Annotated in this window: 24 protein-coding genes; 9 read left to right on the forward strand and 15 right to left on the reverse strand. The window is 70.3% G+C overall.

Features of this window, described 5'->3' with window-relative positions:
* Window positions 1-11 precede the first annotated feature (11 nt).
* A complete protein-coding gene (locus AB0I15_RS08660) occupies window positions 12-1,448 on the reverse strand; it encodes an MFS transporter (protein WP_358091924.1) in 1,437 nt (478 codons plus the stop codon).
* Window positions 1,449-1,508: 60 nt separating this feature from the next.
* Here AB0I15_RS08660 and AB0I15_RS08665 point away from each other — a divergent pair, with 60 nt between their 5' ends.
* Window positions 1,509-1,895 (forward strand): MarR family transcriptional regulator, encoded by a 387-nt coding sequence (locus AB0I15_RS08665; protein WP_358091926.1) that lies wholly within the window; start codon window positions 1,509-1,511, stop codon window positions 1,893-1,895.
* 143 nt (window positions 1,896-2,038) lie between these two features.
* Here the strand turns inward: AB0I15_RS08665 and AB0I15_RS08670 are convergent, their stop codons facing one another.
* The 6 genes from AB0I15_RS08670 to AB0I15_RS08695 all read right to left on the reverse strand — a co-directional run bounded on the left by AB0I15_RS08670 (window position 2,039) and on the right by AB0I15_RS08695 (window position 8,886).
* Entirely contained in the window at window positions 2,039-3,319 is a 1,281-nt protein-coding gene (locus AB0I15_RS08670) for a thymidine phosphorylase (RefSeq protein WP_358091928.1), read from the reverse strand.
* Window positions 3,319-3,714: a cytidine deaminase gene (locus AB0I15_RS08675; protein WP_358091930.1), complete on the reverse strand. Its 396-nt coding sequence runs from the start codon at window positions 3,712-3,714 to the stop codon at window positions 3,319-3,321. The genes AB0I15_RS08670 and AB0I15_RS08675 overlap by 1 nt, the downstream gene beginning before the upstream one ends.
* Complete coding sequence (locus AB0I15_RS08680) at window positions 3,711-4,988, reverse strand: ABC transporter permease (RefSeq protein WP_358091932.1); 1,278 nt, start codon at window positions 4,986-4,988, stop codon at window positions 3,711-3,713. Before AB0I15_RS08680 ends, AB0I15_RS08675 begins: the two co-directional genes overlap by 4 nt.
* Window positions 4,985-6,127 (reverse strand): ABC transporter permease, encoded by a 1,143-nt coding sequence (locus tag AB0I15_RS08685; RefSeq protein ID WP_358091933.1) that lies wholly within the window; start codon window positions 6,125-6,127, stop codon window positions 4,985-4,987. The genes AB0I15_RS08680 and AB0I15_RS08685 overlap by 4 nt, the downstream gene beginning before the upstream one ends.
* Complete coding sequence (locus AB0I15_RS08690; RefSeq protein ID WP_358091935.1) at window positions 6,127-7,734, reverse strand: ABC transporter ATP-binding protein; 1,608 nt, start codon at window positions 7,732-7,734, stop codon at window positions 6,127-6,129. Before AB0I15_RS08690 ends, AB0I15_RS08685 begins: the two co-directional genes overlap by 1 nt.
* Window positions 7,735-7,818: 84 nt before the next feature.
* Window positions 7,819-8,886, reverse strand: a complete 1,068-nt coding sequence (locus AB0I15_RS08695) for a BMP family ABC transporter substrate-binding protein (RefSeq protein WP_358091937.1) — start codon at window positions 8,884-8,886, stop codon at window positions 7,819-7,821.
* A 303-nt stretch (window positions 8,887-9,189) separates the two neighbouring features.
* On the opposite strand from AB0I15_RS08695, the gene AB0I15_RS08700 reads away from it, so the two are divergent.
* Complete coding sequence (locus AB0I15_RS08700; RefSeq protein WP_358091939.1) at window positions 9,190-11,070, forward strand: Xaa-Pro dipeptidyl-peptidase; 1,881 nt, start codon at window positions 9,190-9,192, stop codon at window positions 11,068-11,070.
* Window positions 11,071-11,101: 31 nt separating this feature from the next.
* Here the strand turns inward: AB0I15_RS08700 and AB0I15_RS08705 are convergent, their stop codons facing one another.
* On the reverse strand, window positions 11,102-12,325 hold the full coding sequence (locus tag AB0I15_RS08705; RefSeq protein ID WP_358091941.1) for a M20 family metallopeptidase: 1,224 nt from the start codon (window positions 12,323-12,325) through the stop codon (window positions 11,102-11,104).
* A gap of 534 nt (window positions 12,326-12,859) precedes the next feature.
* Between AB0I15_RS08705 and AB0I15_RS08710 the strand changes: the two genes are divergently transcribed.
* Window positions 12,860-14,212, forward strand: coding sequence for a peptide ligase PGM1-related protein (locus AB0I15_RS08710; protein ID WP_358091943.1), 1,353 nt, complete (start codon window positions 12,860-12,862; stop codon window positions 14,210-14,212).
* On the opposite strand, the gene AB0I15_RS08715 is transcribed toward AB0I15_RS08710, so the two are convergent.
* A complete protein-coding gene (locus AB0I15_RS08715) occupies window positions 14,184-14,471 on the reverse strand; it encodes a hypothetical protein (RefSeq protein WP_358091945.1) in 288 nt (95 codons plus the stop codon). The genes AB0I15_RS08710 and AB0I15_RS08715 overlap by 29 nt on opposite strands.
* A 20-nt stretch (window positions 14,472-14,491) precedes the next feature.
* Here AB0I15_RS08715 and AB0I15_RS08720 point away from each other — a divergent pair, with 20 nt between their 5' ends.
* On the forward strand, window positions 14,492-15,616 hold the full coding sequence (locus AB0I15_RS08720) for a D-alanyl-D-alanine carboxypeptidase (protein ID WP_358091947.1): 1,125 nt from the start codon (window positions 14,492-14,494) through the stop codon (window positions 15,614-15,616).
* Here the strand turns inward: AB0I15_RS08720 and AB0I15_RS08725 are convergent.
* Both AB0I15_RS08725 and AB0I15_RS08730 read right to left on the reverse strand, forming a co-directional pair.
* Window positions 15,605-16,570, reverse strand: coding sequence for a YihY/virulence factor BrkB family protein (locus AB0I15_RS08725; protein WP_358091949.1), 966 nt, complete (start codon window positions 16,568-16,570; stop codon window positions 15,605-15,607). The genes AB0I15_RS08720 and AB0I15_RS08725 overlap by 12 nt on opposite strands.
* 26 nt (window positions 16,571-16,596) lie before the next feature.
* Complete coding sequence (locus AB0I15_RS08730) at window positions 16,597-17,874, reverse strand: amidohydrolase family protein (protein ID WP_358091951.1); 1,278 nt, start codon at window positions 17,872-17,874, stop codon at window positions 16,597-16,599.
* A gap of 61 nt (window positions 17,875-17,935) precedes the next feature.
* Between AB0I15_RS08730 and AB0I15_RS08735 the strand changes: the two genes are divergently transcribed.
* Complete coding sequence (locus AB0I15_RS08735; RefSeq protein WP_358091953.1) at window positions 17,936-18,442, forward strand: MarR family transcriptional regulator; 507 nt, start codon at window positions 17,936-17,938, stop codon at window positions 18,440-18,442.
* Between the two features lie 19 nt (window positions 18,443-18,461).
* Here AB0I15_RS08735 and AB0I15_RS08740 read toward each other — a convergent pair whose 3' ends face one another.
* Entirely contained in the window at window positions 18,462-19,322 is an 861-nt protein-coding gene (locus AB0I15_RS08740) for a haloalkane dehalogenase (RefSeq protein WP_358091955.1), read from the reverse strand.
* Window positions 19,323-19,413: 91 nt separating this feature from the next.
* On the opposite strand from AB0I15_RS08740, the gene AB0I15_RS08745 reads away from it, so the two are divergent.
* From AB0I15_RS08745 to AB0I15_RS08760, 4 genes are all read left to right on the forward strand, one after another.
* Complete coding sequence (locus tag AB0I15_RS08745) at window positions 19,414-19,881, forward strand: MarR family transcriptional regulator (RefSeq protein ID WP_358091957.1); 468 nt, start codon at window positions 19,414-19,416, stop codon at window positions 19,879-19,881.
* 81 nt (window positions 19,882-19,962) lie between these two features.
* A complete protein-coding gene (locus tag AB0I15_RS08750) occupies window positions 19,963-21,153 on the forward strand; it encodes a helix-turn-helix transcriptional regulator (protein WP_358091959.1) in 1,191 nt (396 codons plus the stop codon).
* A gap of 89 nt (window positions 21,154-21,242) precedes the next feature.
* Window positions 21,243-21,437 (forward strand): hypothetical protein, encoded by a 195-nt coding sequence (locus tag AB0I15_RS08755; protein WP_358091961.1) that lies wholly within the window; start codon window positions 21,243-21,245, stop codon window positions 21,435-21,437.
* Window positions 21,434-21,733, forward strand: coding sequence for a hypothetical protein (locus tag AB0I15_RS08760; RefSeq protein ID WP_358091963.1), 300 nt, complete (start codon window positions 21,434-21,436; stop codon window positions 21,731-21,733). Before AB0I15_RS08755 ends, AB0I15_RS08760 begins: the two co-directional genes overlap by 4 nt.
* A 139-nt stretch (window positions 21,734-21,872) precedes the next feature.
* Here AB0I15_RS08760 and AB0I15_RS08765 read toward each other — a convergent pair whose 3' ends face one another.
* The 3 genes from AB0I15_RS08765 to trpS all read right to left on the reverse strand — a co-directional run bounded on the left by AB0I15_RS08765 (window position 21,873) and on the right by trpS (window position 25,839).
* Window positions 21,873-22,697: an alpha/beta hydrolase gene (locus AB0I15_RS08765; RefSeq protein ID WP_358091964.1), complete on the reverse strand. Its 825-nt coding sequence runs from the start codon at window positions 22,695-22,697 to the stop codon at window positions 21,873-21,875.
* A 486-nt stretch (window positions 22,698-23,183) separates the two neighbouring features.
* A complete protein-coding gene (locus AB0I15_RS08770; protein ID WP_358091966.1) occupies window positions 23,184-24,683 on the reverse strand; it encodes an MFS transporter in 1,500 nt (499 codons plus the stop codon).
* A gap of 151 nt (window positions 24,684-24,834) precedes the next feature.
* Window positions 24,835-25,839 carry a tryptophan--tRNA ligase gene (gene trpS / locus AB0I15_RS08775; RefSeq protein ID WP_358091968.1) on the reverse strand — a complete coding sequence of 335 codons (1,005 nt, stop codon included), beginning with the start codon at window positions 25,837-25,839 and terminating at the stop codon, window positions 24,835-24,837.
* Window positions 25,840-25,844: the final 5 nt, after the last annotated feature.

Here is a 25,844-nt window from a genome sequence, read left to right on the forward strand (position 1 = left end):
CCGGTTACCGATCAGACGGTCTCGTAGACCTTCGGGTCCGCCGGCTCGGCGGCCACCGCCGGCTTGCGGGCGCGCAGGCCGGTCGCCGAGATCGCCAGCCCGACCAGGGCCAGCACCAGCGACACGACGATGGCCGCACGCAGCGAGCCGATGGAGAGGGTCTCACCGCCGGAGGTGAGCACGGCGGTCACCACGGCCAGCACGATCGCGCCGCCCACCTGCCCGGAGGTGTTGAGCAGGCCGGAGGCCAGCCCCTGCTCGTCGTCGTCCACGCCGTTGGTGGCCTGGATGTTCAGCGAGGGGAACGACAGGGCGAACGCGATGCCCAGCAGGATCATGCCGGGGATCACCATGCCGCCCACGCTGGGGGTGCGGTCGATGCCGAGGAAGACGGCGTACCCGCCGGCCAGGGCCGCGGCGCCGATGACGATCAGTTTGCCGGTGCCGAACCGGTCGGCGAAGTCGCCCATCTTGGTCGAGCTGACCGCGACCAGCAGGCCGGCGGGGAGGAACGCCATGGCGGTGCCGAGAGCCGACCAGCCCAGCAGGTTCTGGAAGTACTGCATGGCCACGAACTGGAACGACACGTACGAGCCCATCAGGATGAGCAGCCCCAGGTTGGCCCGCACGAGGTGGCCGGAGCGCAGGATGCCCAGCCGCACCAGCGGGTGGCGCATCCGCAACTCGGCGAAGACGAACAGGCCGAGCAGCGCGGCCACGCCCGCCAGGGAGCCGATCGTCTGCAGCGAGGCCCAGCCGACCTCGGGCGCCTGGACGACCGTGAACACCAGCAGCAGCATCGAGGCCGTGATGGTCACGGCGCCGACCAGGTCGTGACCGCCCTCGGCCCGCTCCTCGCGGCCCCGCGGCAGCATCTTCAGCGCGGCGACCAGCGCGATGACCGCGACGGGCACCGGCATGAGGAGCGTCCACCGCCAGCCGATCTCGGTCAGCAGGCCGGAGAGCACAAGGCCGAGCGAGTAGCCGCTGGCGCCGCAGGCGGTGAAGATGCTCAACGCCTTGTTGCGCTCAGGTCCCTCGGGAAAGGTCGTCGTGATGATCGACAACGCCGCGGGCGCGGTGAACGCGGCGGCCACGCCCTTGACGAACCGGGCCGCGATCAGCAATCCCCCGTCGTCCACAACACCACCGAGCAACGACGCCACGGCAAAGACACCCAGCGCGACCAGGAAGACCCTGCGCCGCCCGAGCAGATCGGCGGTCCTGCCCCCGAGCAACAGAAGACCGCCATAACCGAGCACGTAGCCGCTGACCACCCACTGCAGAGAAGACGTAGTAAGGCCCAGATCGTGCTGGATGGCGGGCAGGGCGACACCGACCATCGAGACGTCAAGGGCGTCCAGGAAGATCACTGCGCAGAGCACGGCGAGCGCGCCCCAACGGGATGAGGAAGAGGACATGGATGAGAACACTACATGCAGGCGCATCTAATGCAAACGCATTTAATGCCGTTGCATGAGTTTTAGCGAAGTGGTAACCTCCGCGACATGGACGAGCAGTTCGTGGTGGACACCTGGCATTACGTCCTGGCCAAACACGCCAAGGCCATGTGCGCGCTGGAGCGCGAGCTGGGCGATCGGCACGGTCTGGGGCCGAGCGAGTTCGAGGTGCTGGATCGGATCGTTCACCATGACAGGAAGCTGCGCATCCAGGAGCTCTGCGACGAGGTCCATCTGAGCCAGAGCGCGCTGTCCCGGGTCGTGGCCCGCCTGGAGAAGGCGGCACTGGTCTCACGCGGAGTGTGCGACGCCGACCGGCGCGGCGTCTTCGTCTGCATCACCGACGAGGGCCGCACCCGCCACGCCGAGGCCCTGCCCACCCAGCGCGCGGTCCTCACCGAGATCTTCGCCGACGCCCCGGCCCTGACCCGCTGACCCGGCCGACCCCGACCCGCTGACTCCGGGCCGCCCGAGCGTGCCGACCACTGGTCCGCGCCGCCCCAGGCGGTCTGAGCGCGTCCAGGGGACGGCGGCCTCCCCGGGGGCCGCGGCCCGCCCGGCGGGACGCGCCCGGGGGGCTACAGGGCCGTGACGCGGTCGATGACCAGCGGCAGGTGCTCCTCGGCCGCCGCCCCCACCGCGTAGCCGCCCTCCAGCGCCTCGAGCGCCCGCTCGAACCGCCAGGTCTCATCAGCGTGCAGCGTCATCAGCGGCTGCCCCGCCCGCACCAGATCCCCGGGCTTGGCGTGCAGCATCACCCCGGCCCCGAAAGAGACCGGATCCTCCTTACGCGCCCGCCCGGCACCGAGCCGCCAGGCGGCCAGGCCCACCGCGTACGCGTCCAGCCGCGTCAGCACCCCGGACGAGGGCACCTCCACGGTCATCGTCTCGGCCGCCCTGGGCAGCAGCGCGTCCGGATCCCCGCCCTGGGCCGAGATCATGCGCCGCCAGGCGTCCATGGCCGAGCCGTCCTCCAGCGCCTTGGCCGGGTCCTTCCCGGCGGGCACCCCAGCGGCCTCCAGCATCTCCCGCGCCAGCCGTACGGTCAGCTCCACCACGTCGGCGGGCCCGCCGCCGGCGAGCACCTCGACGGACTCCTCGACCTCCAGGGCGTTGCCCACGGCCCGGCCCAGCGGCCGGTCCATGGCCGTCAGCAGGGCGACCGTGCGCACCCCCGCGTCCGTCCCGAGCGCCACCATGGTCTCGGCCAGTTCCCTGGCCGCCGGGACCGTCTTCATGAACGCCCCGGAGCCCACCTTGACGTCCAGGACGAGCGACCCGGTGCCTTCGGCGATCTTCTTCGACATGATCGACGAGGCGATGAGCGGGATCGACTCGACGGTGCCGGTGACGTCGCGCAGGGCGTACAGCTTCTTGTCGGCGGGGGCGAGGCCGGAGCCGGCCGCGCACACAACGGCGCCCGCCGTCCGCAGGACGTGCAGCATCTCGTCGTTCGAGAGCGAGGCCCGCCAACCGGGGATCGACTCCAGCTTGTCCAGGGTGCCGCCGGTGTGGCCGAGGCCGCGGCCCGAGAGCTGCGGCACGTACGCCCCGCAGGCCGCCACCAGTGGCGCCAGCGGCAGCGTGATCTTGTCGCCGACCCCGCCCGTCGAGTGCTTGTCGGCGGTGGGCCGGTCGAGGGCCGACCAGTCCATGCGCTCGCCCGAGCGGATCATGGCCTGCGTCCAGCCGGCGATCTCACGGCGGTCCATGCCGTTCAGCAGGATCGCCATGGCCAGCGCCGCCATCTGCTCGTCGGCCACGTCGCCGCGCGTGTAGGCGTCGATCACCCAGTCGATCTGGGCCGTGGTCAGCTCGCCCCGGTCACGCTTGGCGCGGATGACCTCGATGGCGTCCATCAGGCACTCCTGCTGAGGTCCTGCGGCCCGAACGCGTACGGCAGGATCTCGGCCATGCGCTTGGGCCCGTCCTCGGTCTCGATCAGCAGGTCCTCGCCGCCGAACTCGTACAGGAGCTGACGGCAGCGCCCGCACGGCATCAGCAGCTCGCCGTGGCCGTCCACGCAGGTGAAGGCCACCAGGCGGCCGCCGCCGGAGAGCTGCAGCGCCGAGACCAGGCCGCACTCGGCGCACAGCCCGAGGCCGTAGGAGGCGTTCTCCACGTTGCACCCCGTGACGATCCGGCCGTCATCGACGAGCGCCGCCGCCCCCACGGGGAACTTCGAGTACGGCGCGTACGCGTTCCGCATGGCTTCCGCGGCCTCGGTACGCAGGCCGTTCCAGTCGATGCTCAATGCTGTTCCCCCCGGCGATAGCTGACGCCGTCGGCCTTGGGCATCCGCAGACGTTGCGAAGCGACCAGGAGCACGAGCAGCGTGAGCACGTGTGGCGTGATGAAGACGAACTCGTTCGGCAACTGGTCCACGGTCAGCCAGAGCCAGAACAGGATGACCATGCCCAGAGCGGCGGCGGCCATCAGGGTGTACTGCCTGGTGCTCCTGACCACCAGCTCGGCGGGCTGGGTGGAGGAGAGCAGGCGGCGGACCTGAAGGGCGAGGAAGATCAGCAGCAGCACCGCGCCGAACAGGAAGAACGAGGTGACGGCCCGCTGGTTGCGCAGTTGCAGGCCGTCGGCATAGCCGAACAGCGAGGCGCCGGCCGCGAGGCCGCCGGGCCGCCAGTTGCCGAAGATCATGGCGGCCAGGCCGATGAAGCCGCGCCCGGCCGTCTGGCCCTCCACGTACTTGCTGGAGACGAAGACCAGGAACACGCCGCCGAGCCCGGCGAAGGCGCCCGAGATGACGACGGCGACGTACTTGATGAAGTAGACGTTGACGCCCAGCGACTCGGCCGCCCACGGGTTCTCGCCCGCGGAGCGCAGCCGCAGGCCGAAGGCCGTGTGCCAGAGCACGAAGAACGTCAGCGGCAGCATCAGGACGGCCAGGACCGTCAGCACGTTGACGTTGTGGGTGAGCCCGCGCAGGATGCCCGCCAGGTCGGACAGCAGGAACCAGTGCAGGGACTCGAGCTTGCCGAACAGGTCGGGCCCGGACGAGAACACGGGAAGGCTGATCTCCCACTTCTCCCCGATCGCGGGCGAGGTGGTGATGCCCGCGCCCGCCTCGGCCGCCTGGGTGCCCTCCTTGTACAGGACCTCCGACAGGAAGCGGGTGATGCCGGGGCCCAGCAGGTTGATGGCGACGCCGCTGATGATGTGGTCCACGCCGAACGACACGGTCGCGATCGCGTGCAGGAGCCCGCCGAGCGCGCCACCGAGCAGCCCGGCGATCAGCGCGGCCAAGGGGCCCCACTGGTATCCGGCCCAGCCGGCCATCCAGGTGCCGAGCACCATCATGCCTTCGAGACCGATGTTGACCACGCCGGCCCGCTCGGCCCACAGGCCGCCGAGCCCGGCCAGGCCGATCGGCACCGCGAACCCGAGGGCGGCGGCGAACGTACCGGAGGAGGTGATGTCGTTCTGGCCCGACACGTAACGGACCAGCGACATCAGCAGGATGAGCGCGGCGATACCGAGCAGCACCACATGGTATTTGCCGACCCTGGTCATGCCGTCACCTCAACGGGAGTGTTCCTGCCGAGCTCCTGGGCGGCCCGCCGCTCTTCGAGCCTGAGCGCGATCCGCTTCGTCACCTCGTTGGCCACCACCACCAGCAGCACGATGGTGCCCTGGATGATCGTGATCACGGACGGGGGGATGTCCGCGAACTGCAGTGGCCCCTGCGCCCGGTCGAGGAAGGCGAACAGCAGCGCGGCGACCGCGATGCCGACCGGCTTGTTCCGGCCGAGCAGCGCCACCGCGATGCCGAGGAAGCCCAGTCCGGCGGTGAAGTTGGAGTTGTAGGCGCCCTTGTCGCCGAGGATCTCGGGCAGGCCGATGAGCCCGGCGATCGCGCCGGACAGCACCATGGCCGCGATCACCATGCGCTTCGGGTTGACGCCCGAGGCGAGCGCGGCCGGGCCGTTGAGGCCGCTGGCCTTGACGTCGAAGCCGAACCGGGTGCGTTCGAGCACGACCCAGATGACCACGCCGAGCACGGCGGCCACGATGAGGAAGCCCCACAGGCCGCCGTTGCGGGTGGGCGCCGGCAGGCCGAACCCGTCGAACACGAAGTTCAGGTCGGGGAACATGGCCGACTCGGACAGCTCCGGCGTGGTCGTCGAGAGCTGGCCCTCCGCCCGCTCACCGGCGAAGGGGCCACGGACGAGGAAGGCCGCCAGGTTGATCGCGATGTAGTTCAGCATGATCGTGGAGATGACCTCGTTCACGCCCCTGGTCACCTTCATGACGGCGGGGATGAGCGCGTACAGGCCGCCGACCGCGGCGGCGACCACGATGATCACCGCGATCTGGATCGGCGCGGGCGCCGTGAACGTCGAGCCCACGTACGCCGCGCAGATGGCGGCGATCCGGTACTGGCCCTCGACGCCGATGTTGAAGAGGTTCATGCGGAAGCCGACGGCCACCGCCAGACCGGCGATGAACAGCGGCACCGCGCGGTTGAGGAAGGCGGCGATGCCGTTGGACTGGGTCCGCGCGGTGGCGCCGAAGTCGAAGAAGGCGCCCATCGCGTCGAGCGGGCTGGCGCCCGCGATGATGATCGCCACGCTGCAGATCGCGATCGCCAGGACGATGGCGACGATGACACCGGCGACGGTGAGCAGCGCCCGGTTGAGCCCGGCGGGCATCACGTCTCCTCAGTGCCGGCGATCGCGCCGGTCATGTAGCCGCCCAGCCGCTCGGGCGTGACGTCGGAAGGATCGAGCGCGGCCACGAGCCGCCCCCGGTAGACGACCTGGAGCGAGTCGGACAGACCGATCAGCTCGTCGAGGTCGGCGGAGATGAGCAGCACGGCGAGGCCGGCCGCGCGGGCGTTACGAAGATGGTCCCAGATGGCGGCCTGGGCGCCGACGTCCACGCCGCGGGTCGGGTGGGCGGCGATGAGGAACGCGGGTTCGCCGCTCATCTCGCGACCGACGATCAGCTTCTGCTGGTTGCCGCCGGACAGGGCCAGAGCCAGGGTCTCCACGCCAGGGGTACGCACGTCGTAGTCCTTGACGATGCGCTCGGTGTCGGCCCTCGACGCGCGCCGGTCGATCCAGATGCCCTTGCGGGCGGGCGCCCTGGTCTGGTGGCCGAGCACCCGGTTCTCCCACAGCGACGCCTCCAGGAGCAGGCCCTGGCGGTGACGGTCCTCGGGGATGTAGCCGACGCCGGACTCCCGGCGCTTGAGCGTGGACCAGCCGGAGATGTCCTGGCCGGCCAGCTCAATGGTGCCGTGCGCCGGGCGGATGCCCATGATGGCCTCGATGAGCTCGGACTGGCCGTTGCCCTCGACGCCGGCGATGCCGAGGATCTCGCCCTTGCGGATCTCGAACGACACGTCGTCGAGCAGCAGGCGGGCGCCCTCCTCGTGGAGTTTGGCCACGTACGTGCTGAGCGGCGTGCCCTTCGGCAGGGGGCGGTGGCCGTCGGCCTCCATGGTCAGGTTCGCGACCTTGAGCGCCACGGTGTCGGTCACGGTGGACTCGCGGGTCTCCGGCGTGGGCAGCTCGCTGCCGACCATCAGCTCGGCGAGCTGACGTGCGGTGACGTCGCCCGGGTCGACGCTGGCGACCGTGGTGCCGCGCCGGATCACGGTGATCGCGTCGGCGATGTCGAGGACCTCGTCGAGCTTGTGGGAGATGAAGATGACGGTCAGGCCCTCGGCCTTGAGCTCACGCAGGTTCTGGAAGAGCTCTTCGACCTCCTGGGGGACCAGCACGGCCGTCGGCTCGTCGAGGATGAGGATGCGGGCGCCGCGGTAGAGGACCTTGAGGATCTCCACGCGCTGCCGGTCGCCGACGCCGAGGTCCTCCACCAGCGCGTCGGGGTCGACGCGCAGGCCGTGGGCGACGGCCAGCTCGGTGATGCGCCTGCGTGCCCTGCCGGTGTCGAGCATGCCGACGTTCGTCGGCTCGGCGCCGAGGACGATGTTCTCCAGGACGGTGAAGTTGTCGGCGAGCATGAAGTGCTGGTGCACCATGCCGATCCCGACCTCGATGGCGTCGCTCGGCGTGCGGAAGCCGACCTCCGTGCCGTTGACCTTGATCGTCCCCTCGTCCGGCTTCTGCATGCCGTAGAGGATCTTCATCAGCGTTGACTTGCCCGCGCCGTTCTCCCCGACGATGGCGTGCACCGTGCCGGGCCGGACGGTGATGCGGATGTCGTGGTTCGCGACGACACCGGGGAAACGCTTAGTGATGCCCTCCAGCTCTACGGCGGGTTTCGCCGTGGCCAGGGTGTCAGCACTCATTTCGCCTCTCCTACACAGGGGCGGCATAGACAGAAGGCCCGAAGTTTGCGGACTCCGGGCCCTCAGATGTCACTTCTACCCCGACTACGGCTTGGCAGGAACCGTGATCTTGCCGTCGACGATGTCCTTCTTCGCAGCGTCGAGCTTGTCCTTGATGTCGTCGATCTCGCCACCGGTGGTGGACAGGCCGACGCCGTCGACCTTCAGGTCGTACGTGACGTTCGCGCCGCCCTTGGCACCACCCTGGAAGGCCTTGATGAACTCGAACACGCCGACGTCGACGCGCTTGAGCATCGAGGTCAGGATGACCGACTGCAGGTCGGTCTCCTTGACCGTCTGCCGCTGGTCGGAGTCGACGCCGATGGCCTTCTTCTTGGCCGCGGCCGCCGCCTGGAACACGCCGAGGCCGGAGTCACCGGAGGCGTGGTAGACGATGTCCGCGCCGTCCTGGTACATCTTCTCGGCCGCGACCTTGCCCTTGTCGGGAGCCTTGAAGCCGGTGAAGTCCCCGTCGGGCGTGAGGTACTTGATATCGATCTTGGCGTCCGCCTTGACCGACTTCACGCCGGCCACGAAGCCCGCCTCGAACTTCTTGATCAGGTCGCTCTCCACGCCGCCGACGAAGCCGACGTGGCCGCTCTCCGACTTGGTCGCCGCGGCGACACCCGCCAGGTAGGAGCCCTGCTCCTCGGCGAACAGCAGGCCGGTCACGTTGGGCGCGTTGGAGGCGGAGTCGACGACCGCGAACTGGATGTCCGGGTATTCGGTGGCCGCGTTCTTGATGTCCTCGGCGTAGGCGAAACCCACGCCGATGATCGGGTTGTAGCCCGCGTCAGCGAGCTGACGCAGCAGGTCGCCGCGGTTGGAGCCGTCGGCCGACGGGCTCAGCTCCTTGATCTCCGCGCTCAGGTCCGTCTTGGCCTTCTCCAGGCCGGCGTAAGCCGCGTCGTTGAAGGACTTGTCGCCACGTCCGCCGACGTCGAACGCGAGCCCGACCTTGAGCCCGCCCTTCGGCGCCTCGCTGCTCGCGGCGCCGGTCGGCGCCTCGCTGGCCGTGGTTCCCCCACCGCCGCCGCCACAGGCGGCGGCTGCCATGAGCATGACACCGGCTACCGAGCCGAGCGCCAGCTTGTTGAATCGCTTGCCGAGCAAGGCGACTCCCTTCCCTTTCCCCGCCGTCTTCCGCCGCAGTCGAGAACTTCAACGCAGGCGTGAAGAAACGTACGGCACCTGCACGGAAGATAGTTGCTTGACCAGGGCGAACCAAACCGGCACACAGGGTCGCAACCGCTCCGTTATCGACATCACTCGTGTCCGTGACCTGAACCCTGCTTCAGGCACTCCGGCCGGCCGTGGAAAGTTTTGCCCAACTTTGGGCCTCGATCACCCCTTGCCCGCGCGGCGATCGTGGCGCAGATTCCCACAGACGGTGGAATTTTCGTATCGGAGTCCCGCATGCACCCTTGGAAGGCCCTCACCGTGCCGCTGGCCGCGTTACTCGTCGCGACCTTGGCCGGCACGGCACCCGCCACAGCAGACACACCCGCCATCAGGGTCGAGAACAACGCCACCCAGCCGATCTTCTCCCGGGCGGACGCCATCCAGCAGACGGTGTTCGTCGAGGTGGCCGGCACCGACAGCGACAACGACGGCGCCCCCGACCGGGTCGCCGTGGACATCCTGCGGCCCAAGGAGACCGACCAGGGCCTGAAGGTCCCGGTGATCATGGAGGCGAGCCCGTACTACGCGGGCGGCAACGACGTCTCCAACCACCCCGTGGACGTGGACGAGAACGGCAACCCGCTGCCCGCGCTCAGGGCGAATTCGAGCAAGCTGGCCGCCGAGCCCTTCGACGGCTACTACGACAACTACTTCGTACCCCGCGGCTACGCCATCGCGCTGGTGGAGAACCTGGGCAGCGGCCGCGCCACCGGCTGCCCGACCTCCGGCGACCGCAACGAGACGGCGGGCCCGAAGGCCGCGATCGACTGGCTGAACGGCCGCGCCAGAGGCTTCGACGCCGAGGGCAACCCGGTGGGGGCCACGTGGTCCACCGGCAAGGTCGGCATGATCGGCGTCTCGTACAACGGCACGCTGCCGAACGCGGTCGCCGCCACGGGCGTCAAGGGCCTGGAGACGATCGTGCCGATCGCCGCGATCTCGAGCTGGTACGACTACTACCGCGCCAACGGCGGCGTCCTGGCCCCCGGCGGCTTCCAGGGCGAGGACCTCGACGTGCTCGCCAAATACGTGCTGACCAGGGAGAACGGCCAAGAGGTCTGCGGCGCCCTGATGGATCAGCTCACCGCCACCCAGGACCGGGTCACCGGCGACTACAGCCCCCTCTGGGACGCCCGCAACTACCTGAACGACGTGAACAAGGTCAAGGCCAGCGTGTTCGTGGTGCACGGGCTCAACGACTGGAACGTCAAGACCAAGCAGTTCGCCCAATGGTGGTACGCCCTGGCCAAGCGGCACGTGCCGCGCAAGATCTGGCTGCACCAGGGCACCCACATGAACCCCTTCAACCTGCGTACGGCCGAGTGGCTGCGCCAGTTGCACGGCTGGTTCGACCACTGGCTGTACCGCATCGACTCGGGCATCATGCGCGAGCCGCAGGCCGACGTGGAGATCGCGGCCGGCCAGTGGGGCCGGCACGCCTCGTGGCCGCTGCCCGGCACCGCCACCGTGCCCGTCTATCCGGGGCCGGGCTCGAAGCTCAACCTGTTCCCGCGCCCGCAGTCGCCCCGGGAGTCGTTCACCGACCAGAAGGCCAGGACGGCCGAGCAGCTCGTGGAGGCTACGGGGGCGGACGCGAACCGGCTGGCGTACACGACGGGAGCGCTGCCCGCCGACGTGCGGATCTCGGGGACGCCGACGATCTCGGTGCGGGCCTCGATGAAGGACGGCGCGTCGCCGTACCTGACGGCCCTGCTGGTGGACTACGGCACCGATGTGCGGCCGAACGGCACGCTGCTCTCGACGGGCCAGACCTACTGTTACGGCCAGGGCATCCCTGGTGACACGGGCTGCACGACGCTCAGGACGCTCGGCACCGCCGGCACCCCGTACAAGATCGTCACCAGGGGCTGGCTGGACGTCCGCAACCGGCACCGCCCCGACCGGACCGAGCCGCTGCGGCCGGGCCGGGAGTACACCTTCACCTGGGACTTCCAGCCGACGGACTATGTGTTCAAGAAGGGCCACCGGCTGGGCCTGGTGATCATCTCGACCGACTACGACTACACCCTGCGCTACCCGCCGGGCACGAAGGTCACGGTCGCGCCCGGACAGTCGGCGCTGCGGCTGCCCGTGGTGTTCGGCAGACTGCTCTAGGACCTGACGGCCCGCCGCACGCGGCGGGCCGTCACGCCATGGCGCTGGTGATCGAGTCGAGCGGGCCGACCTCCCACAGCGCGGTCAGCGCGGTGGTGGCCATGACCCGCACGCCCATCGAGATCGCCTTCTCGTCCACGTCGAACGTGCCCTGGTGGATGTCGTAGGTGATGCCGTCGGGCGAGCGCGTGCCCAGGCGGGCGAACGCGCCGGGGATCGACTCGAGGTACCAGGCGAAGTCCTCGCCGCCGAGCGACTGCTGGGTCGGGACGACCGCGCCCGCGCCCAGCGCGCGCTCGGTGGCCTCGGCCAGCATCTCGACGCTGACCTCGTCGTTGACCACCGGCGGCACGCCGCGCGTGTAGTCCATCGTGGCCTCGACGCCGTACGCGCCGGCCACCGACTCCAGCAGCGACTTGATCAGGTCGGGGGCGGCGTGCCAGGCGTTCTCGTCGAGGCAGCGGACCGTTCCCTCGGCCACGCCGTCGTCGGGGATCGCGTTGGCGGCCGAACCGGCCTCGACCTTGCCCCAGACGAGGCTGAGCGAGGAGCGCGGGTCGACGCGGCGCGACAGCGCGGCGGGCAGCTCGGTGAGGATCTTGGCCAGCGCGAACACCAGGTCGGCCGTCAGGTGGGGACGGGCGGTGTGGCCGCCGGGGCCCGAGACCCTGACGACCAGCTTGTCGCAGGCCGAGGTGATCGGGCCGGACCGGAGCCCGACCTGGCCGACGTCGACGCGCGGGTCGCAGTGCAGGCCGAAGATGCGGTCGACGCCGCTGATCCCGCCGTGGGCCATCACCTCGAGCGCCCCGCCGGGCAACTCCTCGGCGGGCTGGAAGATCAGGCGTACGCGGCCGGGCAGCAGGCCGGCCGCGGCCTGCTGGGCGAGGAAGAGCGAGGTGCCGAGCAGGACCGTGGTGTGCACGTCGTGACCGCACGCGTGGCACGCCCCCGGCGTGGTCGAGCGGTAGGCCGCGTCCTTCTCGTCCTGCAGGGGCAGCGCGTCGATGTCGGCGCGCAGCGCGACGGTCGGCCCGTCGCCGTTGCCCACGTCGCAGATCAGCCCCGTGCCCCTGGGGAGCACCGATGGGGACAGGCCGGCGGCGGTGAGCCGGTCGGCGATCCGCTGTGTCGTGCGATATTCGGCGAAGGCGAGCTCAGGGTGCCTGTGGAGGTCGCGGCGGAACGCCACGAGATCCGGCTCGATCTCCGCCAGGAACGCGTCGAGTTCCCCCCGCAGCTCACGTCCCCGCATATGTCACCGTCCCGTCCCAGTGCCGCGCGTCCCACAGGTGCTGGCCATCGCGGCTCGTGCGCTAAAAAACTCTCCATCCCGCGGCGTCCACCCGGTTGAGCGGCCGCTCGGCGAATCAAAAAACACACCCGATTGTTTTGGTGCGCGAGATCGTCAGCACGGGCCTTGCGTTCATCGGTCGCGAGTGCCGCTGCAGCCCGGGAGCACAGCGGTCGGCCGTGAGCCCGATGGCGATGCTTCGACTTTATCGCCTGCGTGCGGCTTCGCGCCGACAGATACACCAAAAGTTAGCCGACTGCAGGGCCGTAACCCCAGGTGGTCACGTTCCGTGCAGGTACGGCTGATCCGGAAATAGTCACAAGGGATCATTAGATGGTGACCCGATGTCGCCACTTCCAAACGTGGTCAGTGATTCCGAATCCTGTCACCTTCCGTCATGGTCATGACACTTTGGCGATGGCTGCATTTGGGAAGAATGCGTGTTTCACTCGCTGTATGATCACTAATATCCCGTTCGGGGAGAAGAATGCTGGGTTGAGCATCTTCAAGCCGGGCGAGGGGACCCTGGTGGTCGTGCCCTCGCTCTCCCTTCCGCAGGATGAGCTCCGCCGGATCACGGGAGCCAGGTCCTACGAGGAGCGCCTGCTGTTCCTGCTGCTCACGCTGCGTGAACCCGGCGTCAAGGTGGTCTACCTCTCCTCCGCCCCCATTGATCCCGACATCATCGACTACTACTTCGCGTTCCTGCCCGACCCGGATGACGCCGCCAAGCGTCTCACGCTGATCAGCCTCGACGACCCCTGGTCCCAGCCGTTGACCAGGACGCTGCTGTCCCGTCCCGACGCGATCGAGCAGTTACGCTCGGTGATCGACGGGGACGCTTGGCTCGTGCCGTTCGTCCTGAGCGAGCTGGAGGAGGAGCTCGCGTCGTTACTCAACGTTCCCCTCTACGGACCCGCCACGTCCCTTTCCTATTACGGCTCCAAGAGCGGGGCCAGGGAGGTGGGACACGAGGCGGGCGTGCCGATGGCGCGTGGCTTCAGCGACGTGCGCACGGTGCCCGGGATCGAGGAGGCCATGGAGGCCCTGCCCGGCGAACGGGTGATCGTCAAGCTGAACGACGGATATTCGGGCCTCGGCAACGCGATCGTCACCAAGGCGGACCGGTCACTGACCAGCTTCTCCGCCGCCGGGGAGGACTGGGGGAGCTTCACCGCGAAGATCAGGGACCGGGGGGCCGTGGTTGAAGAGTTCATAGAGCATCGCCCGCTCTACTACCCGAGCGCGCTGGCTCAAATCACGCCCGGAGGCCAGGCTCAGGTGCTCGCCACGCACGACCAGGTGCTCGGCGGCAACAACGGGCACGTCTACCAGGGCTGCACCTTCCCGGCCGCGCCCGAATACCGCGCCGAAGTGGGCGCCTCGGCTGGCCGGATCGCGCGGATCCTGGCTGATCGGGGCGTGGTCGGGCTGTTCGGCATGGACTTCTTCGCGCTGAAGGCCGACGCCGGGTACGCGGCGCTGCTGTGCGAGATCAACCTGCGGATCGGCGGCACCACGCATCCGTTCGGCGCCGCCGTGCTCACGACCGGGGCCACGTACGATCCGGGCACCGGCCTGCTCATGGCCGGAGATCAGCCGAAGTTCTACACCGCCACCGACAACTGTGCCTCTTCGTGCCTGCGCGGGCGTACTCCCGGTGAGGTGATGCGGACGGCCGAGCGGCTGGGCATCGGTTTCGACACCGGGCGGCGTACCGGAAACGTGTTCCATCTGCTCGGGGCCGTCCCCGAGCACGGCAAGCTGGGCTTCACCTCGATCGGCGACTCACGCGAGGAGGCCGACGAGCTGCACGCCCTCACCCGGCGTCTCCTTTGCGGCCCCTGACCCGGGCGCCGCGCAGGCCGCGCCAGCCGATGACCCCCAACACGATGGCGAGGACGATGTTCACCGCGATCAGGATGCCGTGCACCACGTAGAAGCTGGTCGGATGCCCATCGGCCAAGTTAAACCCGAGATTCACCCACTCGAAGATCATGAACGCGCCGAGGATGATGAGGAATCCGGCGATCTTTCGTGACACATGTACCTCTCTCGCATCGAAGCTGGACCATCGGGGGATGTGTCGCCACATGGGTATGAACACGGAGCTACGCTGAGACCGCCATGTGGACGAAAATTCTGCCGGTCACGGCACTCATCGCCTCGGTCTCGCTCACCGGCGGGACCGCACACGCCGAACCGACGACGCCGGTCGGCGGCGAGGCGCTGGGCAGCCGCGGCCTTGTCGCCCCCGTAGGCGTCAAGAAGCCGCCCAAGAGCAAGGCTACGTCGTACGTCATCGCGGACGTCGAAACGGGTCAGGTGCTCGCGGCCAAGAACGCGCACGGACGTTTCCTGCCCGCCAGCACGCTCAAGTCGCTGACGGCCCTCACCCTGATCCCCAAGCTGGACAAGGAACGCAAGATCCGGCCCAGCCAGAACGCCTGCAACCAAGAGGGCAGCGCGGTGGGACTGACGCCCAAGGTGACGTACAAGGTCGACGACCTGTTCAAGGGGCTGCTGATGTCGTCGGGCAACGACGCCGCCATGGCCCTGGCCGAGACGAACGGCGGCCTGGCCCAGACCATGCGTGACATGAACGCCGAGGCCAGGCGGCTGCAGGCGAACGACACGGTGGCCAAGACGCCCAGCGGCCTGGACAAACCGGGGCAGAGCAGCTCGGCCTACGACCTGGCGCTCATCGCCCGGGCCGGCCTGGCCAACCCGGACTTCCGTCGCTACATCAGCACGAAGACCACCAAGTTCCCGGCCCCCAAGGGCAAGCACTACGAGATCAGCAACCACAACAAGCTGCTGTGGCGCTACGAGGGCATGCTCGGCGTCAAGAACGGCTGGACCACCAAGGCCCAGGCCAGCTTCGTGGGCGCGGCCTCCCGGGGCGGGCACACGATCGTGGTGAGCATCATGCGGCACGAGGGCTACTTCTGGGAGGAGGTGGCCGGGCTGCTCGACTGGGGCTTCTCGGTCAGGGGCAAGGCCGCGCCGGTCGGTCAGCTCGTGGACCCGCTGCCCGTCACGGCGCTGGCCGCGCCGCAGCAGCAGGCGTCCGCCGCGCCGGCCGCCTCGGTCACGCCGGCCGCCCAGCCGCCGCTGCTGGAACGTGCCGCCCGCGAACAGGACGACTCCACCAAGACGGTGGGCTCGGCGGTGATCGGCGGGGGGCTGCTGTTCGGGCTGATCTGGCTCGGCTACGGGATCCGCCGCAAGCGCGCCCGCTCACGCTCCTGACGTATCGGGTGACGGCGCGGGCTCGGTGTTCGCGGGCGGGATCGGGACCGGGGTGGGGACGGGTGGCGGGCAGAAGCCGGCGGTGGCCGTCCAGGCGGCGACGTACATGACGAGCCTGGCGGAGAAGTTCATCCAGATCAGCAGGCCCACGATGACGGCGAACGTCCCGTAGACCGGGTTGCTCAGCGTGCTGCCGAGCAGCAGCGTGGCCACCTGCTTGAGCACCCCGAACCCGATCGCGCCGAGCAGCGCGCCCTGGGCGATCACCTTGAACGGCTGGTGTGGCCGGGCCACCCACACCAGCAGGATCACGAACAGCAGCCAGTCGGCCCCGACGCTCGCCGCCACACCGGCGACGCGGAGCCCGAGCTTGACCGCCGGCGACTCGCCGCCGAAGACGAAGCCCAGGATGTTGTCGGTGGCCGTCGTGGCGAACCCGGCGACCACGACGGACGAGATCGCCGTCGCCCCGATCATGATCAGCGCGGCCACGTCGCGCAGCTTGCCGACGAAGAAGTTCAGCGGCGGCTCGGTGGTCATCGTCATCTCCCGCAGCGCCCCGCGCAGCGCGTCGAGCGCGCCGAGCCCCGCGTAGAGGAGACCGAGCAAGCCGATGATCCCGGCGGCCGTCTTGGCCTCGCTGATGCTCTCCAGGTTGAGCTGCCCGGCGATGCCGGGCAGGCGTTCCTCGATCGCCGCCTGGAGCGCCTTCCTGGTGGCCTCGCTGGTCGCCACCACGAAGCCGAGCAGCGCGTACGAGAGCGCCACCAGCGGGAAGAAGGACAGGAACGTGAAGTACGTCACCGCCGCCGCCAGCCGGTCGCCGGCCTGGGCCTGGTAGCGCTGCACCGCCCTGAGCAGGTGGTCGAACGACAGCCTGCGGACCCGCCAGTCGGCCACCTTGTGACGCCCCCAGCCCTTCACCGACTCGACGCGCTCCGTCAGACTCGCCATTCACATCCCCTACCCAGGGGCGACGGTCAGGTTCCCACCACCGCGGCGGCGGAGTCCGCCAGGGTCGTGAGGATCGTCGCCAGGTCGTGGTGGAGCAACTGCCCACCGCGTTTGACGACACGCCCCGCGACGAGGACGGTGTCCACCGAAGCGGTGTCGGCGTTGAGCACGACGGCGCCGATCGGGTCGTGGGCGGCCGACATGCCGAGCGCGTCCGTACGCAGGAGCACGAGGTCGGCCTGCTTGCCCGGCCGCAGCGACCCGATCACGTCGCTCATCCCCAGCACCTCGGCACCCTCGATGGTGGCCATGCGCAGCGCGTCGCGGGTGGTGAAGCCGAGCCCGGCCCCGTCGGGGCGGCCGCGTTCGAGCAGGTGGATGGTGCGCATCAGGGAGAACATGTCGCCGGGCGCGCAGACCACGGTGTCGGCGCCGAGCCCGGTGGGCACCCCCGCCGCCCTGGCCCGCCCGGTGGCCGGATAGCCCATCGCCAGGTTCATCTCGTCCACCGGGGCGAGCGAGACGCTGCCGCCGCTGCCCGCGATGCGCTTGAACTCCTCGTCGGTGTAGTGGAGGGCGTGCACGAACGTCGTGGGGACGGCGAGCAGCCCGTTGGACTCGAGGAACGTGAGCCCGGCGCCGGCGCCGTCCGGGCTGTGCCCGAGGTGCGAGGTGACCGGCAGGCCGAGCTCCTCGGCCAGCCGCCACTCCGCCAGCGCGTGCTCCTCCCCCGCGATCTCCGGGCCGCGGGCGGCGAGCGCCATCGTGACCAGGCCGGAGGCGTCCGGGAGCAGCTCGCGTACCCGCCGGGTCGCGCCCGCCAGCCCGGCCGTGTCGCCTCCGTGGCAGTAGCCGAACACGGCCCTGACGCCTGACTCGCGCAGCGCCAGGACCGCGGCGTCGGTGTGATCGGGGCTGCGCTGGATGTGCGACCAGTCGAGCAGCGTGGTGACGCCCGTGTCGAGACATTCCAGCGCGCCCGCGAGGTTGCCGATGTGGACGTCCTCCGGGCGGTAGCGGACCGACAGCTCGCCGACGATGCGGCGCATGTAGCCGGGGAAGTCGACGTCGGGGGCGACGGCCCTGATGGCCGCCTGCCAGGTGTGGCGGTGGGTGTCGACGAAACCGGGCAGGACGATCCGCCCGGTCGCGTCGATCACCTCCGCGCCGGGGACGCCGGGCAGGTCCGGACCCACCTCGGCGATCACGCCGTCCTCGACGCGCACGTCGGCGCGGCCCAGGACGACGGGCTCCGGCTCGGTGTCGATGACGACGCCGTTCTTGATCAACGTGGTAGTTGTCATACCGAAAAGCTTAATAAGAAGCTTTTCAGAAAGCAATCTGGCGCTGGGTATCCTCGTTGACGTGAAACAGGATGAGATCGACGCGCTGGTCCCCCGCTGGGAAGAGTCGGGCATGTCGTCGTCGCTCATCGCCACACTCGAGCTCGGCAAGCGGATCTCCCGCCTGCATCTGTTGTTCGAGCAGGCGCTCAAGACCGAGCTGGCGGAGCTGGGGCTGACCTACGCCGAGTTCGACGTGCTGATGACGCTCAACCGGGCGGCGCCGCCGTACCGGATGAAGCCCAGCGAGCTGGCCAAGTCGCTGCTGCTCACCTCGGGCGGCATTAGCAACGTGCTGCAGCGGATGGCGTCCGCCGGGCACGTGGAGCGGGAGGCCAACGCGGGCGACGCGCGCAGCCGCTGGGTCCAGTTGACGGCCGAGGGGCGGCGCCTGGCGGTGGCGGCCCTGGAGGCGTCGTCCCGGGCGTATGAGGGGGTGACGGCGGGGATCCAGGAGGAGACCGTACGCCGGGCGGCCGACGCCCTGCGCGAGGTCCTCCTCCCCCTGAGCGGCCGCCGCTACCGCTGACGATCCCCGGGAGGCGCCGCTACCGCAGGCCGTGGCGGTCGGCCCAGGCCGAGATCGCGGCGGCGATCTCCCGCGGACGGTCCTCCGTCACGTGATGGCCGGCCGGGCCGCAGTGCTCGGTCTCCAGGGCGGCCATGTGCTCCGCGCACCACGCCGCCACTTTCTCGGTGATCAGCAGCGTCGGCGAGGAGTCGAACGTGAGCAGCAGCTTGGGCACCTCGCCGCTGCCCGCCAGCCAGTCGCCGTAGCCCCTGACCCGCCCCACCACGTCGGCGGGGTCGCCGTCGAGCGGCGACGAGCGCGCCCACTCCAGCAGCGGCCGCCGGCTCTCCCTCGTCGGGTACGGCTCCAGATACGGCCCCAGCTCCTCCGCGCCCAGCGGCGTCAGCACCCCGCCGGTGAACGCGGTCTCCACGAGGAAGTTCCCGTCGAGCACCAGCGACTCGCCACCCGGCCCGCGGATGGCCTCGGACCTGGCCCGGGGCGCCTCTCCCAGCTCGGCCCAGCTCAGCTCGCGGACGATGGTCTCCATGAACGCCACCCCGCGCGCCCGCCCCGGGTGCCGGGCCGCCCAGTCGAACGCGAGCGCGCCACCCCAGTCGTGGCCGACCAGCACCACCTCCTCCAGCCCAAGCGCGTCGAACCAGGCGTCGAGATGGCGGGCGTGGTCGGCGAACCGGTACGGCAGGTCCGGCTTGCCGGAGCGGCCCATGCCGATGAGGTCGGGGGCGAGCAGCCGCCGCCCGGGAGCGGCGATCCCCGGCACGACGTTCCGCCACGCGCGGGAGGAGGAGGGATTGCCGTGGAGGAACACGAAGGGGACGCCCGCGCCGGAGTCCTCGTAGTACATCGTCGAGCCGAGCACGTCGATGACGGCCATGTCAGCCTTCTTTCGTTCGTTTGACTAACGTTCGTGGCACTAACGAAATTACATCGTTAGTGCCACTAACGCAATGGGTAGGATCGCCGCCATGACGGACACCATGGACGAGCAGGACACCCCCGAGCCGCTGCGCGCCCTGCCCAGCCGGATGTTGTCGCTGGTCGCGATGCACGCCGACCGGCTGGTGAGCGAAGGGCTGGCGGGCGCCGACGCCCGCAAGTGGCACTACGCGGCCCTCGTGGCGCTGCGCGAGTCAGGCCCGGTCAGCCAGGCACAACTGAGCAGGCGCACCGGCGTCTACCGCAGCGACATGGTCTCCGTCATCAACGAACTGGCCGGACGGGGCTTCGTCGAGCGCACCCCGGACCCCGACGACCGCCGCCGCAACGTCATCACCATCACCTCCCAGGGCCGCCGGCACCTCGAACGGCTGGACAAGCTGATCGCGGAACTCCAGGACGGCCTGCTCGCGCCCTTGACCCAACCGGAACGTGAGACCCTTACCGGTTTTCTGGCCCGCCTGCTGGCCCATCATTCGCGGCGCGAGGCTCCCTGAGCAGGGCGGAAACCATGGCAGCGGCACAACAGGAGCCCTAGCCTGTGGGGAGTCGGGAACGATCCAGGAGGCGGCGCGCCCATGGCCGAAATCAGCACCGGGCAGATGGTCCGGCTCCAGCGCGAGCGCCGGGGCATGAGCACCACCGCCCTGGCGACCCAGTCCGGCTGCACCCCCAGGCACATCGAGCTCATCGAGCACGGCAAGCGCACCCCGTCGCTCCCCCTCCTGCGGGAGATCGCCAAGGTGCTGGGCGTCCGCACCGCGATCCTGCTGGGAGAGGCCCCGCGCGACTCCCACGAGCCGAGCCGGCCGCAGATCAGCGACATCGAGCGGGCCCTGTTCGCCTCCCGCTCGCTGGCGCCCGACATCGAGCCGCCCGACGCCGAGCAGCTCTCCGAACGGGTGGCGGCGGCCCGCAACGCCTGGTTCACCTCGACGCGCCGCTACTCGATCCTGATGGCGGCGCTGCCGTCGCTGGTCACCGACGCCGAGAGCCTCGCCCTCGATCGCACGCCGTCGGCCTACAGCGTGGCGACAGACGCGTACATGCTGGCCAGGGGGGTGCTGAAGCACCTGCGGCGGGTGGATCTGGCGCATCTCGCGGCGGACCGGGCCATGCGCTTCGCCGAGGAGTCGGCCGATCCGCTGATGATCGCGTGGTCGTACTGGAGCCTGGGGCAGTCGATGTTGTCGGACGACATGCACCAGATCGCGTACGACGTCGCGCGGCGCGGCATCGAGCTCCTGGAGCCGCACGCCGGCGACGGCGACGACCGTCACCTCAAGGCGCTGGGCGCGCTGAACCTGCTCGCCGCGATCGGCGCGGCCCGCATGGGCGACGACGACGAGGCCAGAGAGCGCGTACGCGGGCCCGCCGCGCAGCTCGCCGAGCGCGTCGAAGACGCCTCCGGCGTCTACGACCTGGCCTTCTTCGGGCCCACCAACGTCGCCATCCACATGGCCAGCATCGAGAACGACACCGGCCGCCCGGAGGCGGTGCTGCGGATCGCCGACGACATCGACCTGCGCCGCACGCCGTCCATCGAGCGGCGCACCACCCACCTCGGTCACGTCGCCCGCGCCTGCGAGGACCTCGGGGACGACGCCGCCAGCCTGCTCCACCTGCTGCGCATCGAGCGCGAGTGCCCGGAGGAGCTCGACCACAAGCTGCTGCTGAGGGAGATGGTCCGGTCGCTGGCACGGCGGGCGCGGCCGTCGTGGGCGCCGGAGGTGCGCTATCTCGCCGAGCGGCACGACATCCCGATCTGAGACCCGAACTGAGAGTTCGGTCACCACGAACTGGGAGATCTTGCGCCCGAGTTCGTCACGGAAAGGCGCGAGGATGCGACTCTGCGTCCATGACCAGAGCGCCGAGTGCTGATTTCGTCATGGAACGCCTGCTCCAGGAAGCGACACGGGAGTTCCCCGGCTGGGCCTTCGAGCGAGATCATCAAGGCTGGACCGCCATCCGCGACGAGATCCGGGTCACCCGGCCCAGCCTGGCCGCTCTGCGTGCTCTGCTGCGCGTGCACCGGGCCATGCGGAGGAGATGACGTCCATGCCGCTCGAGGGCCGGACCGGATCGTCCGCCGAGAGCGAGACCCAGCTCGCGGGGCGGCAACTCGAGGTCCTGCGCACCACATATCCGGCATGGGAGATCCAGGTCCGGACGGACGAGCCCGGTGCCACCCGGTGGACGGCCGTGCTCCGGCGGCCGATCACGGCGCAGATGGCGGCGGCGGGCCTGCGGCGGCGGATCTGCGGCCCCGATGCCATCACTCTCGCCGGCGCCCTGGCCCACCAGGTCTCCCTCCTCCACAACCGCCGCTCCGGCCGCTGGCCGGACTGACGCTCCACGTCCGCCCTCCGGCCGCCGGCCGGACCGACGCTCCACAACCGCCCCTCCGGCCGCCGGCCGGAGTGACCCGCTCCCGGCCTTCGCCCGGCCCCCGACGGCCGAAGGCCGGGCCCCCATTTCCACGCACGGCTCATGCGCGGGGGTCCCGCGCGGGAAGGACCTTGGCGGCGAGGGTGCCGATGACCGCGGCCACCTGGTCGGGGGCCTTGGTGTGAGCGGCGTGGCCCTGGCCGCGCATGATCACGCGTTCGGCCCGCGGCAGCACCCGGGCCAGCGCGTCGAGGCGTTCCCCCAGGTGGGCGGGGCTGCGGTCGCCGCCGAGCAGCACCACGGGCACGTCGATCCCCGCGTAAGCGTCGAGCCTGACCCCCAGGTCGTCCAGGGCCGCGTTGTCCTCGACCTGGCCGGGAGCCAGCGCCCGCATCCTCGGCACGAGCGGCACGAACAGGCCGACCAGCAGCGCCGCCCACCCGGGCAGCCGCACGGTGTCCCGCGTGAAGATCCGCATCGCCCTGCCCGGCCGACCGGCGGCGATGGCGGCCCGCGCCCGCCGGTGGACCGCGCCGTCCGGGCCGCCGAGTGGTGGGCCGATGACGAGCGGGGGCTCGTACAGGACCGCGCCCGCGAACAGTGACGGCGCCGCCACCAGGGCCTCCAGGGCGACGACCGCGCCCGAGGAGTGCCCGGCCACCACCATCGGCCCGCCGACCGCCGACGCCACCGCGAGGACGTGCTCGACCTCCTGGGCCACCGTGCAGGGCGGTCCGGTGAGGTCCGGCCGGTAGCGGCGGCGGTGGACGCGGACGACCCGGTGGCGCGGGGCGAGCAGCGCGGCCACCCGAGCCCAGGAAGCGCCGTCGTCGAGCCCGGGGTGCAGGACCAGGATGGGCGGGCCACCACCCTCGTCGATCGCGCGCGCCTCGGTCCCGTCGGCCGCTCTCGCCGTCATGTCCATGGCCATCTCCTTAGCGATGCTAAGTCAACCTTAGCGCCGCTAAGGAGGATTTACGAGGCCCCTCCGACGTGTGGTGCATGGGGGACGTGATCGCGGGGGCTTTACGCGAGCGGACGCGCCACGTCGACCGGCCGCCCGCGCAAGGAGAGGCTCGCGACGTGAGCTCGGGACCGCCGCCCCCGCCTCGGGCAGAGCCCTGAGGGCGGCCACCAGCCCGGCCGGGATCGCCCCCGCGACCCCGCCGGCGCCGATGACGAGGGGAACGCCGGGTGACGAACTCGCTGCCCGGATGCCGGCGTGACGTCCGCCATGCCGACCACACCAACGGGATCCCTCCGATCCGGCCGCGACCTGCCCTTCCAGCCTGCGGGCCGCGGCGGTGCGGCTCCTCGGCCGCCGGGACGATTGCGCGACAGGACCGGGGCCCCTCGGCGGGGTCCCCGGTCCTGTCGCGAGGTGCGGCAGCCGCCCGGTCGGCGGCCCCGGTCAGTGCCCGGTGGACACCAGCACGGGCTCCTCGGCGGGGACGGCCGAGTCCGTACGGCGGCGCATGACCACGAAGGCGAGCACGGCCGCGGCCAGGACACCCGCCGCGCTGATGAGAAAGCCGGCGGACATCGCGGAGGTGAAGGCGTCGCGGGCGGTCTGGGCCAGGCCGGTGTCGCCGCTGCCCGCGGCCACCCCGAGGGCGTCGGGGAGGGAGCGCCGGGCCTGCTCGGGGGCCGAGGCCGGCATCGCGCCGGTGAAGCCGCCCGCCACGATGCTGCCCAGGATGGCCACGCCGAGCGCGGCGCCCAGTTGCTGGATGGTGTCGTTGAGCGCGGAGCCGACCCCGGCCTGCTCGGCGGGGACGGCGCCCATCAGCGCCGTGATGGCCGCCGGCATCGCCAGGCCGCCGCCGGCGCCCAGCAGGAACAGCGCGGCGCCGGTCACCAGGAACCCGTCACCGGCCGACACGGTTGCCAGCAGCCCGAACGCGCCCGCAACCACGACCAGCCCGCCCGAGGCGAGAGCCCGGTTGCCGACCTTGGGGCCGAGCGCGGCGCCCAGGGCGTTGCAGGCCAGGGAGGCGATCGCCATGGGGAGGTAGGCCAGGCCGGCCTGCGTCGGCGTGTAGCCGAGCACGAACTGCAGGTACTGCGTCAGCACCAGGAGCAGGCCGCCGTTGCCGATCTGGACCAGGGTGAGCGACAGGCTGGCGCCGCTGAAGTTCCGGTTCCTGAACAGGTCGAGCGGGACCATCGGCGAGGACGTGCGCAGTTCCCAGGCCACGAACCCGCCCAGCGCCACGACCGTGATCAGCGTGCTCATCTGGAAGACGCCGTGCGCGGGCAGCTCGATGATCGTCCAGACCAGCGCGGTCATGCCGACGATGGACAGGATCGCGCCCAGCGGGTCGGGCTTGCTCCAGGGCCCCTTCGACTCGGGCATCAGCACGAGGGCCGCGATGATCGCCCCGATCGCGATCGGCACGTTGATCAGGAACACCGCGCCCCACCAGAACCAGGCGATGAGCACCCCGCCCAGCACGGGCCCGCCGATCAACCCGGTCATCGCGACCGCGCTCCACGCCGACATGGCCTTGCGCCGCTCGTCCTCGTCGAACACCGTGATCAGGATCGACAACGTGCTCGGCATGATCAGCGCCCCGCCGACGCCCATGACGGCGCGGGCCACGATGAGCTGGGCGGGATCGGTGGCGAAGGTGGCGGCCAGCGAGGCGAGCCCGAACAGCGCCAGCCCGATGATCAGGACCCGGCGGCGGCCGAACCGGTCCGACAACCCGCCGGCGGTGAGCAGCAGACCGGCGAACACCAGCATGTACGACTCCATGATCCACTGGATGTCCTGGGCGCTCGCCCCCAGGTCCTCGGCCAGCGGCGGAATCGCCACATTGAGCACCATGTTGTCGATGACCAGCACGGCCGTGCTCAGGCACAGCACGACCAGGATCAGCCAGCGTCGCGGGTGACGCAGATCCGTCATCCTCCTCACCTTCCTTCGCATACGATGTTCCGTAGATGCGAACACTGTACGCACAAGAGATTGTTGTACGCAACCCTGGACGTCGTACGCAGAGCAGGCGAAGAAAAAGACCGGGCACGCCTCGGCGTGCCCGGTCCTCAGGTCGGCGGATCTATCGCGTGGGCAGGAACCCCACCCGGTCGCGGACCTGCGCCATCGTCTCCTTGGCCACCGCCGACGCGCGCTCCGCGCCGATGGCCAGCAGGCGGTCGAGCTCCGCCTCGTCGGACAGCAGCTTCTCCGTGCGCTCCCTGATCGGCGCGAACGTGTCGACCACCGCCTCCGCCACGTCCTTCTTGAACGTGCCGTAGCCCTGACCCTCGTAGCGGGCCACCAGCTCGGGGATGGGCGTGCCGGTCAGCGCCGACTGGATGCGCAGCAGATTGGAGATGCCGGGCTTGTTCTCCTCGTCGAACAGGACCTCCGAGCCCGTGTCCGTGACCGCCCGCATGACCTTCTTGCGCAGCGGCCCCGGCTGCTCGAGCACGTCGAGGATGCCCGCGGGGCTCGAGGACGACTTCGACATCTTCGCCGTCGGCTCCTGGAGGTCGGTGATCTTCTCGACCTCCTTCAGGATGTACGGCTCGGGCAGCGTGAACGTGTCGCCGAAGCGGTGGTTGAAGCGCTGGCCCAGGTCGCGCGTGAGCTCGAGGTGCTGCTTCTGGTCGGCCCCGACGGGAACCCGGTTGGCCTGGTAGATCAGGATGTCGGCGGCCTGGAGGATCGGGTAGGTGAACAGCCCGACGCTGGCCGCGCTCTCGCCGAATTTGGCCGACTTGTCCTTGAACTGCGTCATCCGCGCCGCCTCGCCCATGCCGGTGAGGCAGATCAGCACCCAGGCCAGCTCGGTGTGCTCACGCACGTGCGACTGCACGAAGACCGTGGACCGCTCGGGATCGAGCCCGGCGGCGAAGAGCTGGGCGGCGGCCACCCGGCTGCGGCGGCGGAGCGCGGCGGGCTCGGTAGGCACGGTGATCGCGTGCAGATCGACCACGCAGTAGAAGGCGTCGTGGGTCTCCTGCAAGGTGACCCACTGGCGGACCGCACCCAGGTAGTTGCCCAGGTGGAAGGAGTCCGCTGTGGGCTGGATGCCGGAGAGTACACGAGGTCTGGCCATAGCAG

This window comes from Nonomuraea sp. NPDC050643 (assembly GCF_040654715.1).
Classification (GTDB): Bacteria; Actinomycetota; Actinomycetes; order Streptosporangiales; family Streptosporangiaceae; genus Nonomuraea.

Bases quoted from the DNA above. Each gene is read 5' to 3' on its own strand.
- AB0I15_RS08665 (WP_358091926.1), top strand. From the start codon at position 1,509: ATGGACGAGCAGTTCGTGGTGGACACCTGGCATTACGTCCTGGCCAAA.
- AB0I15_RS08750 (WP_358091959.1), top strand. From the start codon at position 19,963: ATGGCCGAAATCAGCACCGGGCAGATGGTCCGGCTCCAGCGCGAGCGC.
- AB0I15_RS08720 (WP_358091947.1), top strand. From the start codon at position 14,492: ATGTGGACGAAAATTCTGCCGGTCACGGCACTCATCGCCTCGGTCTCG.
- AB0I15_RS08740 (WP_358091955.1), bottom strand. From the start codon at position 19,322: ATGGCCGTCATCGACGTGCTCGGCTCGACGATGTACTACGAGGACTCC.
- AB0I15_RS08690 (WP_358091935.1), bottom strand. From the start codon at position 7,734: ATGAGTGCTGACACCCTGGCCACGGCGAAACCCGCCGTAGAGCTGGAG.
- AB0I15_RS08765 (WP_358091964.1), bottom strand. From the start codon at position 22,697: ATGGACATGACGGCGAGAGCGGCCGACGGGACCGAGGCGCGCGCGATC.
- trpS (WP_358091968.1), bottom strand. From the start codon at position 25,839: ATGGCCAGACCTCGTGTACTCTCCGGCATCCAGCCCACAGCGGACTCC.
- AB0I15_RS08745 (WP_358091957.1), top strand. From the start codon at position 19,414: ATGACGGACACCATGGACGAGCAGGACACCCCCGAGCCGCTGCGCGCC.
- AB0I15_RS08685 (WP_358091933.1), bottom strand. From the start codon at position 6,127: ATGCCCGCCGGGCTCAACCGGGCGCTGCTCACCGTCGCCGGTGTCATC.
- AB0I15_RS08660 (WP_358091924.1), bottom strand. From the start codon at position 1,448: ATGCGCCTGCATGTAGTGTTCTCATCCATGTCCTCTTCCTCATCCCGT.
- AB0I15_RS08770 (WP_358091966.1), bottom strand. From the start codon at position 24,683: ATGACGGATCTGCGTCACCCGCGACGCTGGCTGATCCTGGTCGTGCTG.
- AB0I15_RS08725 (WP_358091949.1), bottom strand. From the start codon at position 16,570: ATGGCGAGTCTGACGGAGCGCGTCGAGTCGGTGAAGGGCTGGGGGCGT.
- AB0I15_RS08730 (WP_358091951.1), bottom strand. From the start codon at position 17,874: ATGACAACTACCACGTTGATCAAGAACGGCGTCGTCATCGACACCGAG.
- AB0I15_RS08705 (WP_358091941.1), bottom strand. From the start codon at position 12,325: ATGCGGGGACGTGAGCTGCGGGGGGAACTCGACGCGTTCCTGGCGGAG.
- AB0I15_RS08760 (WP_358091963.1), top strand. From the start codon at position 21,434: ATGACGTCCATGCCGCTCGAGGGCCGGACCGGATCGTCCGCCGAGAGC.
- AB0I15_RS08670 (WP_358091928.1), bottom strand. From the start codon at position 3,319: ATGGACGCCATCGAGGTCATCCGCGCCAAGCGTGACCGGGGCGAGCTG.
- AB0I15_RS08700 (WP_358091939.1), top strand. From the start codon at position 9,190: ATGCACCCTTGGAAGGCCCTCACCGTGCCGCTGGCCGCGTTACTCGTC.
- AB0I15_RS08755 (WP_358091961.1), top strand. From the start codon at position 21,243: ATGACCAGAGCGCCGAGTGCTGATTTCGTCATGGAACGCCTGCTCCAG.
- AB0I15_RS08680 (WP_358091932.1), bottom strand. From the start codon at position 4,988: ATGACCAGGGTCGGCAAATACCATGTGGTGCTGCTCGGTATCGCCGCG.